This is a genomic window from Pseudomonas sp. 7-41 (genome assembly GCF_021233075.1).
GTDB classification, from domain to species: domain Bacteria; phylum Pseudomonadota; class Gammaproteobacteria; order Pseudomonadales; family Pseudomonadaceae; genus Aquipseudomonas; species Aquipseudomonas veronii.
Genome location: NZ_CP089551.1, coordinates 1,966,369 through 1,980,997 on the forward strand (window position 1 = coordinate 1,966,369; position 14,629 = coordinate 1,980,997).

Consider the following 14,629-nt stretch of genomic DNA (forward strand, 5'->3'; position numbering starts at 1 on the left):
TCGGGCTTTCTAAACTGCGGCTTGTCGTGGGGAAAGGGCAGGTGCCGATGAATCGCAATGAATTACGCAAGGCCGACATCAACCTGATGGTGGTCTTCGAGGCACTGATGCTCGAGCGCAATGTGACGCGGGTGGCGGAGAAGTTGTTTCTCGGCCAGCCGACCATCAGTTCGGCGCTCAACCGGTTACGCACCTTGTTCAACGATCCGCTGTTCATTCGCGTCGGCCACCGCATGGAACCTACCGCGCGGGCCGAGGAAATCATCCGGCACCTGTCGCCGGCCCTGGACTCTCTTTCATCGGCCCTGAGCCTGACCCACGATTTCGACCCGTCCGTCAGCACCATGACCTTCCGGATCGGCCTGTCCGATGACGTCGAGTTCGGCCTGTTGCCGCCGTTGTTGCGCGCCTTGCGCCAGGAAGCGCCGATGGTGGTGTTCGTGGTGCAGCATGTGGATTACTGGCGGATTCCCGATCTGCTGGCATCCGGTGATATCACCGTCGGCATCACCCAGACCCGTGGCCTGCCGGCGAATGCCAAGCGCAAGTTGCTGCGCCATATCCACCCGCGCTTGCTGCGCGCCGACGCGTCTGACCGGCCGCTGACCCTCGATGAATATTGTGCGCGGCCCCATGTGCTGGTGTCCCACACCGCCAACGTATCCGGGTTTGCCGATGAGTGGCTGGCGGAAATCGGGCGCAAGCGCCATGTGGTGCTGTCGGTGCCGCAATACAGCGCGCTGCCGGCGCTGCTGGCCGGCACCGACCTGATCGCCAGCCTGCCGGACTACACCGCCGAAGCCATGACGCTGTCGGGCAATCTGTTTTGTGAGCCCTACCCATTCGAGACGCCGACCCTGGATCTGTCCATGGTCTGGCTCAGCCATGTGGACACCGATCCGGCCGAGCGCTGGGTGCGTTCGCGGCTGGAGGCGTTCATGAGCGACCGTGGGCTGGCGAAAAAGGTCTGATGCTTTTATCCGTGGTATATCTAGGAATCTTCCTATCGATACTTCGGAGACTCCCATGCCACACCTGCACCTGGAATACACCGCCAACCTGACGCAACTGGACACCGACAAGGCCCTGTTGCGTCTGAACCATGCATTGGTGGCCTCCGGTCAGTTTGGCGCCGAGCTGGATATCAAGAGCCGTTCACTCAAGGTCGAGAGTTTTCGCGTGGGCACCGGCATGAACCCGCGGGGTTTTGTCGCCGTGCGCCTGGCGTTGCTCAGTGGACGCTCGGCGCAGGTCAAGAAGCAGCTGTCGGAAAGCCTGCTGGCCGTGGTGCAGGAACTTGGGCCATGGCCGGAAGGTGTGCAGGTGCAACTGAGTGTCGAATTGCTGGATATCGATCGCGATTCCTACAGTAAGGTCGCGATCGGCTAAGCGCTTCCATCCACCACAACCGTCGATGCGTAAGGTCAGAGTAATCCCTGTTCAGCGCAGACTTTGACCACCTGCTCCCTGAACCAGGTATTGGCGCTGTCCTGTTCACTGGTTTCGTTCCACTGCATATCCAGGGTGAACCCCGGCAACCCGTGGGGCGCCTCGCAGTGGCCGAACACCGACGCCGGGGCCAGCAGTTTGTGGACGCGGCGGGGCAGGGTCACGATGAAGTCGGTGCCGGTGATCATCTTCAACGCCGCGCCATAGCTGTTGGCCCGTGCGACCACCTGGCGCTTGTGGGCCTGACGCGCCAGCCAGCCGTCGACCATGTTGGTGTCGGAGGTCCACGGCGTGGGAAACACGTGGCGCCGCTCGACGAACGACTGCAGGCTGAACGCCGCCTCGCGGGGCGCCGCACGCTTGTCGAAGACACACACCAGATCATCTTCCAGCAACATCTGGGTCTTGAAGTCTTTATGCGCGCGGTGAAAGTGCGGGCCAAAGCAAATCACCAGGTCGAGGCGGCCTTCGCGCAGGTCGTCGGCAGGGATCTCGGTTTCCAGCTTGCGCACATTGACGATCACCGGCAGGTTCGCGCGGTCGAAGTGTTTCAACAGGCGCGGCAGGATCAGTTGCTCGAAATACTCCGGGGCGCACACGTTGAAGGTCACGGCTTTCTGGGTGGGGTCAAAAGCTTGGCCACCGGCGTGGCACAGGTTGATGCTTTCGAGGATTTTCTGCACATGGCCGTACATGGTGCTGGCCTTGTACGTCGGACGCATACCCGCCCGCGTGTTGATGAACAGCTCATCCTCGAAGCTGGTGCGCAGCTTCTTCAAGCTGTAGCTCACGGTCGACTGGCTGACGAACAGCGTTTCTGACACCTCGGTAACGCTGCTCTGGTCGTAGACGGCGATAAACACCATCAAATCCTGCATATCGAGCTTTCTGAGCAAGTTACTGTTTAGCATCCATTCCATCCGGTAAGCCTTGGCACTGTGGCAGCGCGCGACAAGGGCAAAAGCTTAACGGAACGGGAGTGCCAATAGAAAGCTCTGTAGGGTATTTCAGTGTTGTGCGTGGGACAAAAAGTGTTTGCAACACGACGTCAGCGGATGTGGTCTGCGTAATGCTTCGGATTGAAGCGCGTGACGATCAGCAGCATCACCCCGATCACCGCCGCCAGCGACCACCATGCCCATTCGAAACTGCCCAACTGATCGCGGATCATCCCGGCGATCAGCGGCGACAGGCCGGCAATCAGGTAACCGATGCCTTGCACGAACGCCGTCAGGCTACCGGCGCGGCGCGGGTGGTCGAGGTGGTCGAGGGACAGGATCAAACTCATCGGGAACAGGCCGCCGATGCCCAGGCCGAGCAGGCAGGGCCACAGCAGGCTCAGGTGTTGGGGCGCGAGGATCAGGCCGCAGAACCCGAGGATGATCAGCACCAACAACACGGCCAACGCTCCGCGTTTATCCCGGCGGCGGTTGGCGAGGGCGGGGGTGACCAGGCCCGAGATGACTTCCATCGCGGTGAGGAAACCCAGGAGCAAACCGGCATGCTGTTCGCTCCAGCCTTGTTCTACGTAGTACGGCGCCAGCCACGCCAGTACGCAGGTGTAGGAGGCTGTACCGAGGCCAAAAAAGATCGCCAGCAACCAGGCGCGGCCGTTGCCGAAAAATCCTTCCTGTTTGTCAGAACCTGCTTGGGGCAGAACCGGCAGCGCCGCACGCTGGGCGGACCAGCACACCAGGGCGAGCACGGCCAGCCCCGCCCAGATCGCCAGGCCGATGCGCCAGCTACCGGTCTGCACCAGCACGAACGGGGAGAACGACGCCGCCAGCGCCGCGCCGCCCATGATCGCCGTGACGTACAAGCCCATGAACAATGAAACGTCAGCGCTGAAGCGCGACTTGATCAGCGCCGGCATCACCGCCTGGATCATCGCGATGCCGACCCCCGCAGCGATGGCGCTGACGATCAACTCCAGCGCCGAATCGAGCAACAACCGCGACAGCGTCGCCACGCCGATCACCAGCAGCGACACCGCAATGCTGCGATGTTCGCCGAAGCGCTTGGCCAGGCCCATGCCGAAAAACATCGCCAGGCCCATGGCCATGACCGGCAACATGGTCAGCAGCGCCGCGCTGCTGAAACTCAACGGCACCTCGCCGCGAATCGACGCTAACAACGGCCCTACGGCCGCCATCGACGGGCGCAGGTTAAGCGCGACCAGCACGACGCTGATCATCAGCCATACGGCGGTGGTGGGTTTTGCGTGAACGTTTTCCATGGGCCTGCCTTGAGTGAACAAGGGCGAATCAGGCCACGGGCGGGGTAGTGGGGCAAATGAGAAAGTCGCAGGGGCTATCTAAAAAATGCAGTTAACTGAAATACCGCACATTGGTCCACATTCCATCGGGAGGCTGCGTCGTCAGTTAGACCGGATTACATGCTTGATCTCCTGAAACGTCGCCAGCCCCCAAGGGCCCAGTTCGCGGCCGATGCTGCTCTGCTTGTAACCGCCCCACGCCGTTTGCGGGAAGATCACCTGCGGCGCGTTGATCCACACCATGCCGGCCTGCAAGGCATTGGCCACGCGTTCGGCGGTTTCGTCGTTGCGGCTGACCACGCTGGCCACCAGGCCGAAATCGCTGTCGTTGGCCAGGGCGATGGCCTCGGCCTCCGTGGTAAAGCGTCGTACACACAGCACCGGGCCGAAGATTTCTTGCCGCCACAACGCGCTGTCCAGCGGCACGTCGGTGAACAGCGTGGGGCGAATGAAATAACCCTTCGCCAAGTGCGCCGGGCGCTCACCGCCGCACAGCAAGCGGGCACCGTCCTGCACGCCGCGCTGGATATGCGCCAACACCCGTTGGTACTGGGCGCGGTTGATCAACGCGCCCATTTCCACGTCGTCGGCAAATGGGTCGGCGACGCGAATCCCTTCAGCCCGCGCAGTTAAACGCTGTAGGAATTCATCCGCGAGACTGTCAGCCACCAGCACACGACTGGTCGCTGAACACATCTGCCCGGCGTTGAAAAAGCCACCTCCACAGGCCAGCTCAAGCGCCAGGTCGAGGTCGGCATCTTCCAGCACCAGCAGCGAGGATTTGCCCCCCAGTTCCAGGCTCACGCCCTTGACGGTTTCGGCGGCGCGTTGCATTACCTGCACGCCCACCGCATTGCTGCCGGTGAAGGAAATCTTCGCCACGCGAGGGTCCGCCGCCAGCGGGGCGCCCACGGCCAAGCCGGTGCCGCAGACCAGGTTGAACACCCCCGCCGGGAAGCCGGCCGCGGCGATGATCTGCGCCAGTTGCAACTCCGCCAGCGGCGTCACTTCCGACGGTTTGAGCACCACGCAACAGCCGGCGGCCAGCGCCGGGGCGAGTTTCCAGGCGGTGGTGACCATGGGGAAATTCCACGGCACGATCAGCCCCACCACGCCGCTGGGCTCGCGGCGCAGGCGGGCGCTGAAGGCATCAGTGGGCAGCGCCACCGCGCGGTCTTGCTCGGCGTCCAGCGCCTCGGCGAGACCGGCGTAGTACTCGAAGGTGGCGATGACGTCGTCCACATCGATTCCCGCTTCGAACAACGGTTTGCCGCTGTTGCGCGACTGTACACGCATCAACGGCTCGCGCTGCTCGCTCACGCCTTGAGCCACTTTGCGCAGCAGGGCGCCGCGCTCGCGGCCGGTGCTCTGCGACCAGCCGACACACGCCGCGCTGGCGGCGTCGACCGCCTGGGTCACGGCGCGGGCATCGCCGACGCTGACCTGGGCGAGTATTTCCTCGGTGGCCGGGTTGATCACGTCCAACACGTCATGGCCCGCACGCCACGCACCATTGATATACACACCGTTTACGACCGTACTCATACCGCTACCTCCTGCATCCAACGTTCCTGGTCGATTTCAATCAGCGTCGGCCCCTGGCGATCCGCGGCGGCACGCAAGGCCACGCGCAGTGCGTCCAGGCCCTGGATGCGTTCGGCGGCGCAACCGAGGGCCGTGGCCACGCCGATGAAGTCCGGCGTGTAAATGTCGACGCCGACCGGTTCGATGGCCCGGTTGACCATGTACTTCTTGATCTCCTCGTAGCCCTGGTTATTCCACAGCAGCACGATGATCGGCGTGCGCGCCTCCACGGCGCTGGCCAGTTCCGGCAGGGTGAATTGCAGCCCGCCGTCGCCGATCAGGCACACCACCGGCTGGCCATCGCCACGCCCCAACCAGGCACCGATGGCCGCGGGCAGGGCATAACCCAGGGTGCCGTAGCCGGTGGACGCGTTGAACCAGCGGCGCGGGTGGTCAAGGTTCAGGGTCAGGTTGCCGCTGTACACCGGCTGTGTGGAGTCGCCCACCAGCACCGCGCCGGGCAGTTCCTCCAGCACCGTGTGGAGCATGCGGGTTTGCGCGCGGGTGGCGGCCTCCCAGGTCGGCGTCAATTCGGCCCACAGGCGGGCGACGCGCTGGGCGCCCCAGGCACTGTGGCGAGGTGCCAGCGGTTGGCGCTGGAGTTCGGCGAGCAAGGCGTCGGCGGCGATCTGCGCGTCGGCCACCAAGGCCAGCTCGGGCGGGTAATTGCGCACGGTCTGGTCGGGGTCGATATCGATGCGCAGCAGTGCGCCGGGAATCTCGAAACCGCCGGCGAAGGTCACGTCGTAGTCGGTCTCCGCCAGCTCCGTGCCGATCGCCAGCACCACATCGGCTTCGGCGACCAGGGCGCGGGTGGCGAGCAGGGACTGGGTCGAGCCGATCAGCAGCGGGTGGGCCGCGGGCAGCAGGCCTTTGGCGTTGATGGTCAGCGCCACGGGGGCGCCGAGGGTTTCGGCCAGGCGGGTCAACGCCGCGGCGGCCTCGATGGCGCCGCCGCCGGCCAGGATCAGCGGGCGTTGGGCGGCGGCGAGCCGTTGGCTCATCTGTGCGACCGCCACTGGCGCCGCTCCGGCACGCGCCACGCTGATGGGGGAGGTGCCGAGCAACGCATCGGCGTTTTCCACCAGCACATCCAGCGGGATTTCGATGTGTACCGGGCGCGGGCGCCCTGCCTGGAACAGTGCAAACGCCCGCGCCAGCACGCCGGGCAATTCTGCTGCCGACATCACGGTGTGGGAGAACGCCGCCACGCCGGCGACCAGCGCGCTTTGGTTCGGCAGCTCATGCAACTTGCCGCGCCCGCCGCCCAGCTGGCTGCGCGCCTGCACGCTGGAGATCACCAGCATCGGGATCGAGTCGGCATAGGCCTGGCCCATGGCCGTGGTGATGTTGGTCATGCCGGGGCCGGTGATGATCAAACACACGCCGGGCTTGCCGCTGGTGCGCGCATAGCCATCGGCCATAAAACCCGCGCCCTGTTCGTGGCGCGGGGTGACGTGGCGGATGTTCGAGCGCGCCAGGCCGCGATACAACTCCACGGTGTGGACGCCAGGAATACCAAACACCTGGTCCACGCCGTAGCTTTCCAGGAGCTTGACCAATACTTCGCCGCAGGTCGCCATACATGTCGCTCTCAGGCTGAGGTGAGGCGGTATTGGACCGGCTGGCCCGTAGCGGCAACAATCGATAAAAAGTCATACTAGCCATGTCCTCACGTCATGGCTGCTTGCCCTATGAAACGCCTCCCGCCGCTGCCCGCGCTGCACACCTTCTGGGTCACCGCCCAGTGCTGCAACTTCACCCACGCTGCCGCGCAGTTGCACATCACCCAAGGCGCGGTGAGCCGGCAGATCGCCGGGCTGGAAAGCCATTTGGGCTATGCCTTGTTCCAGCGCCAGGCACGGGGCCTGAGCCTGACCGAAGAAGGCCGCGAGTGGTCGCTGCGGGTGCAGCAGGTCTTCGGCCTGATCGGTGACGCGCTGGAGCAGATCGGCCGCCGCCGCGACACCCTGCAGCTCAAGGCCTCCACCTGCGTGATGCGCTGGCTGCTGCCGCGCTTGATGCAATGGCAGCGGGAGCGCCCGGATGTGCCGGTGGAGCTGACCACGACCGTGGCCTACACCGTGGACTTTCGTCGCGAGCAATTCGATGCCGCGGTGATCTATGCGCCCAGCGCCGAACAGTCGGCCGAGGCTCGGCATCTGTTCGACGAACACCTCACCCCGGTGTGCGCGCCGGCCTTGCTGGGCGCGTTGAATACGCCAGCGGACCTGCAGCAACAGGTGCTGCTGCACCCCACGCGGGACGAGCGGGACTGGGCGTTATGGCTGAACGCGGCGAAGACGCGCTTGAGCAATGTGAGCCAGGGCCATCATTTCGAGACGCTGGATCTGGCCATGACAGTGGCGTCCCAGGGTTCAGGCGTGGCGATCGGCGACAGCGCGTTGATTGGCGAGGATGTGAGCGCGGGGCGCTTGGTGACGCCGTTTGAATTGCGGGTGCCGACGGGGATGGGCTATTACCTGGTGTATCCGCCGGGGACAAAGCCGTCCGCCGGGCTTGACGCGTTGATGGAGTGGTTGGTCAACCAGGCGCAACAGGCGTAACGCTGAAGATCCACCTGTGGGAACCGGCAAGCCAGCTCCCACAGGTTGATCGTGTCGGCTCAGTAACCGACGGTGAAACGCTGGCGCGAATGCTTCGGTGTTTCCACTTCATCGATCATCGCGATGGCGAAGTCGGCGAAGCTGATCCAGCTGCGGCCTTCGCGGCTCACCAGCAAATCATCCTGGCCCAGGCGGAAGGTGCCGGTGCGCTCGGTTTCAACGAATTCGGCCGATGGCGACAGGAAGGTCCAATCCAGTTCCTGTTCCTGACGCAACGCCTCGAGGAACGTCGCGCCGGCACTGGCTTCAGCCTTGTACGCCTCTGGGAAACCCTCGCTGTCGATCACCCGAGTGCCGCCCGGCAGCAGCAACGAACCCGCGCCGCCCACCACCAGCAGGCGTTTGACCCCGGCTTTTTTCACCGGGCCGATCACCGCGCTGGCGGGCAGGGTGGCGAAATGCGCCGCGCTGATCACCACATCGCTGCCGCTGATGGCCTGTTGCAAGGCCTCGGCATCCAGCGCATCGACCTGTTTGACGCTGACGCCAGGACGCACGGCGAGCTTGTCAGTGTTGCGCGCGATGGCGGTGACGCTGTGCCCGCGTCGCAGCGCTTCTTCCAGCAGTTGGCTACCGGCGCGGCCGGTGGCCCCAATGATTGCGATCTTGCTCATGACATTCTCCAGTACGGTTAAGGTTTGAAACGCTTCACCACTTCATTTCGCCCTTGGCGACTTTGGCGCTCAGTTCCAGCGAACTTTCGTCGGCGAGGGTCGGGTAACGCTTTTTCATCGCCGCGATCAGGGCGGCGGAGTCCTTGGCCTTGGCGGCTTCTTCGTCAAAGGCCTGGATGTAGTCGGCGGTAAAGGCCACGGATTGCAGCGACGGGTTGCCGAGGAAATGCCCCGGAACCACCGTGCGCGGCTGCAGTTCGGCGATGCGTTGCAGGGTGGCCAGCCAGTCTTTATGGGACTGCGCGCTCTGAGTATCGGCCATCCACAGGTGGATGTTGTCGGCGACGACCACACCGCCGACCACGGCCTTGATCGACGGCACCCATACAAAGCTGCGATCCGGCTGCGGGCCGTCGAGGCCGATCACTTCCAGCGGTTGCCCTTCAAGCGTCAGGCGGTGGCCGTCGAGCACCTGCGGCACGATGGTTTTGCCTGGCTTGTCGGCGCCCATTTTCGGGCCCCAGAACGCCAGTTTGCCGGCGACGGTGGCGTTGATGTGGTCGACCACCGCTTGCGGGGCCAGCACCTTGGCGTCGGGGAATGCGGCGGTCAGGGTGTCGAGGCCGAAGTAGTAGTCCGGGTCGCCGTGGCTGATGTAGATGGTCGTCAGGTGTTTGCCGCTGGCGCGGATCTTCTGCACCAGGTGTTCGGCCTGGCTTTTGCCGAACTGTGCGTCGACCAGGATCGCGTCTTTCGCGCCGCTGACTAGCACCGAACTGACCGGGAAGATCGCGGCCTCGCCGGGGTTGTACACGTCGAGGGTCAGCTCGGCAGCGGCCGCCTGCACGGCGAAGGCCAGGGCGGCGGTCGCCAGGGTCAGGCGCTTGAGGGTGGACAACATCGGGCAACTCCGGCAATCGGTAAGGGATGCACAGAGCTTAGTTGCACCAAACACAACAAAAAATGCGATGCTGGGACATAGTTTGTTTCTAAAATCGGGCAGATCATGGATCGTCTTCAAGCAATGCGCGTGTTTGTGACGGTGGTGGATCTGGGCAGCCAGTCCGCCGCCGCCGACCATCTGGACCTGTCGCGCCCGGTGGTCTCGCGCTACCTGGCCGAGCTGGAAGACTGGGTCGGCGCGCGCTTGCTGCATCGCACCACGCGCAAACTCAGCCTGACGGCTGCCGGCGGGGAAACCCTGCCACGTTGCCGGCAATTGCTGGAGCTGTGCGGCGACATGCAGGCCGCCGTCAGCGAACCGGATGACGCGCCCCGTGGCCTGCTGCGCCTGAGTGTCAGCACCTCGTTCGGCCAGGCGCAGTTGGCCGAGGCCATCGCCGAATACGTCAGGCGCTACCCCTTGGTGACGGTCGACCTGCAGATGCTCGATCGCACGGTCAACCTGGTGGATGAGCGCATCGACCTGGCCATCCGCACCAGCAACGACCTGGACCCCAACCTGATCGCGCGGCGCCTGACGGTCTGTCGCTCGGTGGTGTGCGCGACCCCGGCCTACCTGCTTGAGCATCCGGCGCCGCAAAAGGTCGAAGACCTGGCGCGGCACAACTGCCTGACCCACTCGTACTTCGGCAAAAGCCTGTGGCATTTCGAGGAAGGCGGCGAACACGTTTCGGTGCCGGTCCACGGCAATATCACCGCCAACGAAGCCAGCACGCTGTTACGCGTGACGCTCGCCGGGGCGGGGGTGGCGATGTTGCCCAGTTATCAGGCCGGCGAGCACATCCGCCGTGGCGAACTGGTGCGCCTGTTGCCCGCGGCCGAACCGCGGCAGATGAACATCTACGCGGTGTACGCGTCGCGCAAACACATGCCGTCGGCGCTGCGTAGCCTCCTGGATTTCCTGGTGCTGAGGTTTCCGGAAACGCCGGAGTGGGACCGGGGCCTGTGACCCGACATACAGATGTTGAATGGCGTCCAATAATGGCAACTCGCCCTGGCTGACCTATGCTTTAAACAGCACCGAGTAGGTCCTTCAGAGGTCTGTGCCATGACCGTCAAAACCAGAAAGTACCTGAAAATTTTCATCCTTTGCGCCTTGGTCAGCGCGCTGTACGGCACCGCCGCCTATCGCGTCGAGCAGACCCGCATGCAGCCGAGCTTTGCGATCAGTTGCCATCAGGATCAATGCATTCCGCGCACCGGCAGTTTCAGCGCGTTGCGCTAATGGCCAACCAAGGACGATCCCGCGTTTAATCCTCGGGTGTTTCGGCCTTGAGTCGTTCGCGAAATGCCTTGGGCGAAAACCCGACCCGGCGGCGGAATAGCCGCGAGAAGTTGGTCGGGTCGGAAAAGCCCAATACCTCCGACATTTCATTGATGGTCATGCTGGTGTAGGTCAGCAGGCGCTTGGCTTCCAGCAATTGGCGGTCGTGCATGATCTGTAGCGCGGGTTGCCCACCCAATTCCCGACATGTGCCGTTCAGGTGTGAGACCGAGATACCCAGCTTGTGGGCCAGGTCTTCAATCTTCGGGTGTTCGCGATACTGCTGTTCGACCAATTGGGTAAAGCGCCGGAAATACTCGCGCCCACGCGGTGCCCGCGGGTGGCGGCGCTGGATGGCCTGGCGGCTGATCCACACCAGCAGCACGCTGACCAGGGCGTGCATCAGCATGTCCCGGGCCGGCTGCTCATCGGCGTATTCGTCCTGCAGGCGGGCGAACAGGTTGTTGAGATAGTCGCTGTCCTTGCCTGCCGGGTAACTGCCCAGCACCTGCAGGCCGTCGACCGTTGCGCCCAATTGCGCTTGCAGGTGGCTGACCAGCGGTGCCGCCAGGGTCAGCACGTAGCCTTCGACATCTTCCGCAAACCGAAACCCGTGCACACACAGCGGCGGCAGCACCTGCAAGGTCGCTTCGTTGAGGGTGGTGCGCTGGCCTTCGATTTCCAGTTGCGCCTGGCCTTGGTGGACGTACAACAACTGGCACAGATCCGCGTGCCGGTGGGGCTGGATTTCCCACTGGTAGTCCCGGCTGCGTCGGGAAATCGTTTCGCAGTGCAACAAATCCGGCGTCGGCCATTGCTGGTTTTCCCCGTACAGCTTGAACACCGGAATCGCGGAACTGGCAGTTTTGGTCATAGTTTCAATCCGATACTCAGGCAAGTGGTTCGGTAATCGCCCCGATTGGCAAAAAGCGCAGGCTTTGGCGCAGTTTTCACCTTCTTATAGCGCCCACTCAAGTGAAAAATGTCAGCAACAAGACCAATGACAACTCTTTCACCTTATCCGTTCGGGTGAATTTTTCGGGCCATAAAAATAATGAAAACGCTGAAAACTCAAGTCGCCATCATCGGCGCCGGTCCTTCGGGACTGTTGCTCGGCCAACTGTTGCAGCAGGCCGGTATCCAAACCCTGATTCTAGAGCGCCAGAGCGCCGATTACGTGCTGGGGCGCATCCGTGCCGGGGTGTTGGAGCAAGGCATGGTCGACCTGTTGCGCGAGGCCGGCGTCAGCCAGCGCATGGACGCGGAAGGCCTGGTCCATGATGGCTTCGAACTGGCGCTTAATGGCCAACTGACTCACATCGACCTCAAGGCGCTCACCGGCGGTCAATCGGTGATGGTCTACGGCCAGACCGAAGTGACCCGCGACCTGATGGCCGCACGCGCCGCTACCGGTGGCGTCACCTTGTACAACGCGCGTGAGGTGCAACCCCACGGGCTCAAAACTGATCAACCCTGGCTGACGTTCGAACATGAAGGCGAAGCCTTTCGCCTGGAGTGTGATTACGTGGCCGGTTGCGACGGTTTTCACGGTGTCGCCCGGCAATCGATCCCGGCCGAGTCGCTGAAGGTCTTCGAGCGGGTGTATCCCTTCGGCTGGCTGGGCATCCTGGCCGACACGCCGCCGGTCCATCCTGAACTGGTGTACGCCAAGCATGCGCGTGGGTTTGCCTTGTGCAGCATGCGTTCGCCGACGCGCAGCCGTTACTACCTGCAAGTACCCGTCGAGGAGTCGGTCGATGAGTGGTCGGACCAGCGTTTCTGGGCTGAACTGAAAACGCGCCTGCCAAGCCAGTTGGCCGAGCAGTTGGCGACCGGGCCGTCGATCGAAAAAAGCATCGCGCCGCTGCGCAGCTTCGTGGTCGAGCCGATGCAGTACGGGCGTTTGTTTCTGCTGGGGGATGCGGCGCACATCGTCCCACCCACCGGGGCCAAGGGCTTGAACCTGGCGGCGAGCGACGTGAGCACGCTGTTTCGCATCTTGCTCAAGGTCTACCGCGAGGGGCGCGTGGAGTTGCTGGAGAAATATTCGGAAATCTGCCTGCGACGCGTGTGGAAGGCTGAGCGGTTTTCCTGGTGGATGACGTCGATGCTGCATCAGTTTCCCGAAGCGGACGGGTTCAGCCAGCGCATTGCCGAGAGCGAACTGGCGTACTTCATCCACTCGCACGCCGGTCGCACCACCATCGCGGAAAATTACGTCGGGCTTCCTTACGAAGCTATCGAATAGCCTGCTATCGTATCGAGCATGCCCGCAGGTCGCCTTTTCCTGCGGGCCTTGCTCGAAGGTTTACCGTGACTCAGCTCAATCAGCCTACTCCAGCCGTACCTGCCGTGCGCAGCATCCTCGTCTCGTTGATGATGGCGATCTTCCTCGGTGCCTTGGACCAGACCATTGTCGCCGTGTCCATGCCGGCCATTTCCGCGCGGTTCCACGACGTCAACCTGCTGGCCTGGGTGATCTCCGGCTATATGGTGGCGATGACAGTGGCGGTGCCGATCTACGGCAAGCTCGGCGACCTGTACGGGCGGCGGCCGATGATGCTGATCGGCATGGGCCTGTTCACCCTGGCGTCGCTGTTCTGTGGCATGGCGCAAAGCATGGAGCAACTGGTGCTGGCGCGGGTGCTCCAGGGCATCGGCGCCGGCGGGATGATTTCGGTGAGCCAGGCGATCATCGGCGACATCATCCCGCCGCGCGAGCGCGGGCGTTACCAGGGCTATTTCAGCGGCATGTACGCGGTGGCCAGCGTGGCCGGGCCGGTGCTGGGCGGTTATATGACCGAGTACCTGTCCTGGCGCTGGGTGTTTTTGATCAACCTGCCGTTGGGCGCCGGCGCCTGGTACGTGGCCCATCGCAGCCTGGTCGGGCTGCCGTTGCCGCAACGCAAGCCGATCATCGATTACCTCGGTACCGTGCTGCTGATCATCGGCTTGAGCGCCTTGCTGCTGGGCATCACCGAGATCGGCCAGGGCCATGATTGGCGCAATGACTCGGTACTAGCGTTGCTGGCCTGCGCGCTGGTGGCGCTGAGCATATTTGTCTGGCATGAGCGGCGTGCGCGGGAACCGTTGTTGCCGATGCACCTGTTCGCCAACCGCAGCGCGGTGCTGTGCTGGTGTACGATGTTTTTCACCAGTTTCCAGGCGATTTCCCTGACGGTGCTGATGCCTTTGCGCTTTCAGACCGTGACCGGCTCCGGCGCCGACAGTGCCGCGCTGCACCTGCTGCCACTGGCGATGGGCTTGCCGATGGGCGCCTACTTTGCCGGGCGCATGACCTCGGTGACCGGGCGCTATAAACCACTGATCCTCAGCGGCGCCGTGTTGAGCCCCTTGGCGATTCTCGGCATGGCCTACAGTGCGCCGCAGGCGATGGGGCTGACGGCGATGTTCATGCTGCTGTGCGGCATCGCTGCCGGCATGCAGTTCCCGACCTCGCTGGTGGGCACGCAGAACTCGGTGGACCAGCACGATATCGGCGTCGCCACCAGCACCACCAACCTGTTCCGTTCCCTGGGCGGGGCGGTCGGGGTGGCGTGCATGTCGGCGTTGTTGCTGGCGCTGTTGCAGGACTCCAGCTTTGCCCACCTGGCCAGCGGCGCGCTGGTGGTCGAGGGCGGTTCCGGCAGCGTTTTGCTCGACGGCCTGAACGCCGCCCCAGGCCCGGCGCAGGATGCCCTGCGCGGGGAACTGGCGGTGACGTTCCGGCATTTGCTGATGGTCAGTGCGGCGGTGTCGTTGCTGGGGTTGGCGGCGGCGATTGCGATGCCCGATCGCATGCTGCGCGGCCGTGAAGACAAGGCCCGCTGACGGGCCGGCTGGACATCCAAAT

General features: G+C 63.6%; 14 protein-coding genes. 7 read left to right on the forward strand and 7 right to left on the reverse strand.

All coding sequences use genetic code 11. The features are described 5' to 3' along the window. Positions 1-47 precede the first annotated feature (47 nt). Both LQ249_RS08840 and LQ249_RS08845 read left to right on the forward strand, forming a co-directional pair. Complete coding sequence (locus tag LQ249_RS08840; RefSeq protein WP_046384347.1) at positions 48-971, forward strand: LysR substrate-binding domain-containing protein; 924 nt, start codon at positions 48-50, stop codon at positions 969-971. Between the two features lie 55 nt (positions 972-1,026). Further along, the gene (locus LQ249_RS08845) at positions 1,027-1,389 is read left to right on the forward strand and encodes a 5-carboxymethyl-2-hydroxymuconate Delta-isomerase (RefSeq protein ID WP_017848726.1); all 363 of its coding nucleotides are present in this window, start codon (positions 1,027-1,029) and stop codon (positions 1,387-1,389) included. 35 nt (positions 1,390-1,424) lie between these two features. On the opposite strand, the gene LQ249_RS08850 is transcribed toward LQ249_RS08845, so the two are convergent. The 4 genes from LQ249_RS08850 to LQ249_RS08865 all read right to left on the reverse strand — a co-directional run bounded on the left by LQ249_RS08850 (position 1,425) and on the right by LQ249_RS08865 (position 6,891). Continuing rightward, positions 1,425-2,360 (reverse strand): LysR family transcriptional regulator, encoded by a 936-nt coding sequence (locus tag LQ249_RS08850; protein ID WP_032804835.1) that lies wholly within the window; start codon positions 2,358-2,360, stop codon positions 1,425-1,427. A 137-nt stretch (positions 2,361-2,497) separates the two neighbouring features. Continuing rightward, on the reverse strand, positions 2,498-3,685 hold the full coding sequence (locus LQ249_RS08855) for a cyanate transporter (protein ID WP_232566391.1): 1,188 nt from the start codon (positions 3,683-3,685) through the stop codon (positions 2,498-2,500). Between the two features lie 141 nt (positions 3,686-3,826). Further along, positions 3,827-5,269: an aldehyde dehydrogenase family protein gene (locus LQ249_RS08860; protein ID WP_232566392.1), complete on the reverse strand. Its 1,443-nt coding sequence runs from the start codon at positions 5,267-5,269 to the stop codon at positions 3,827-3,829. After that, the gene (locus LQ249_RS08865; protein WP_232566393.1) at positions 5,266-6,891 is read right to left on the reverse strand and encodes a 5-guanidino-2-oxopentanoate decarboxylase; all 1,626 of its coding nucleotides are present in this window, start codon (positions 6,889-6,891) and stop codon (positions 5,266-5,268) included. The genes LQ249_RS08860 and LQ249_RS08865 overlap by 4 nt, the downstream gene beginning before the upstream one ends. A 111-nt stretch (positions 6,892-7,002) precedes the next feature. Here LQ249_RS08865 and LQ249_RS08870 point away from each other — a divergent pair, with 111 nt between their 5' ends. Next, complete coding sequence (locus LQ249_RS08870; protein ID WP_057004989.1) at positions 7,003-7,875, forward strand: LysR substrate-binding domain-containing protein; 873 nt, start codon at positions 7,003-7,005, stop codon at positions 7,873-7,875. Between the two features lie 59 nt (positions 7,876-7,934). On the opposite strand, the gene LQ249_RS08875 is transcribed toward LQ249_RS08870, so the two are convergent. Together LQ249_RS08875 and LQ249_RS08880 are read right to left on the reverse strand one after the other, a co-directional pair. Beyond that, the gene (locus LQ249_RS08875) at positions 7,935-8,549 is read right to left on the reverse strand and encodes an NAD(P)-dependent oxidoreductase (protein WP_017848732.1); all 615 of its coding nucleotides are present in this window, start codon (positions 8,547-8,549) and stop codon (positions 7,935-7,937) included. Between the two features lie 34 nt (positions 8,550-8,583). Further along, a complete protein-coding gene (locus LQ249_RS08880; RefSeq protein ID WP_169865084.1) occupies positions 8,584-9,450 on the reverse strand; it encodes an MBL fold metallo-hydrolase in 867 nt (288 codons plus the stop codon). A 105-nt stretch (positions 9,451-9,555) separates the two neighbouring features. On the opposite strand from LQ249_RS08880, the gene LQ249_RS08885 reads away from it, so the two are divergent. Together LQ249_RS08885 and LQ249_RS08890 are read left to right on the forward strand one after the other, a co-directional pair. Then, positions 9,556-10,461, forward strand: coding sequence for a LysR family transcriptional regulator (locus LQ249_RS08885; protein WP_032804836.1), 906 nt, complete (start codon positions 9,556-9,558; stop codon positions 10,459-10,461). A 99-nt stretch (positions 10,462-10,560) separates the two neighbouring features. After that, positions 10,561-10,737, forward strand: coding sequence for a hypothetical protein (locus LQ249_RS08890; RefSeq protein WP_164887019.1), 177 nt, complete (start codon positions 10,561-10,563; stop codon positions 10,735-10,737). Between the two features lie 25 nt (positions 10,738-10,762). Here LQ249_RS08890 and LQ249_RS08895 read toward each other — a convergent pair whose 3' ends face one another. Then, positions 10,763-11,650 carry a helix-turn-helix domain-containing protein gene (locus LQ249_RS08895; protein WP_046384341.1) on the reverse strand — a complete coding sequence of 296 codons (888 nt, stop codon included), beginning with the start codon at positions 11,648-11,650 and terminating at the stop codon, positions 10,763-10,765. A gap of 189 nt (positions 11,651-11,839) precedes the next feature. Between LQ249_RS08895 and pobA the strand changes: the two genes are divergently transcribed. Together pobA and LQ249_RS08905 are read left to right on the forward strand one after the other, a co-directional pair. Further along, positions 11,840-13,024, forward strand: a complete 1,185-nt coding sequence (gene pobA, locus LQ249_RS08900; RefSeq protein WP_442962253.1) for a 4-hydroxybenzoate 3-monooxygenase — start codon at positions 11,840-11,842, stop codon at positions 13,022-13,024. A gap of 65 nt (positions 13,025-13,089) precedes the next feature. After that, entirely contained in the window at positions 13,090-14,607 is a 1,518-nt protein-coding gene (locus LQ249_RS08905) for an MDR family MFS transporter (RefSeq protein WP_108524352.1), read from the forward strand. Positions 14,608-14,629: the final 22 nt, after the last annotated feature.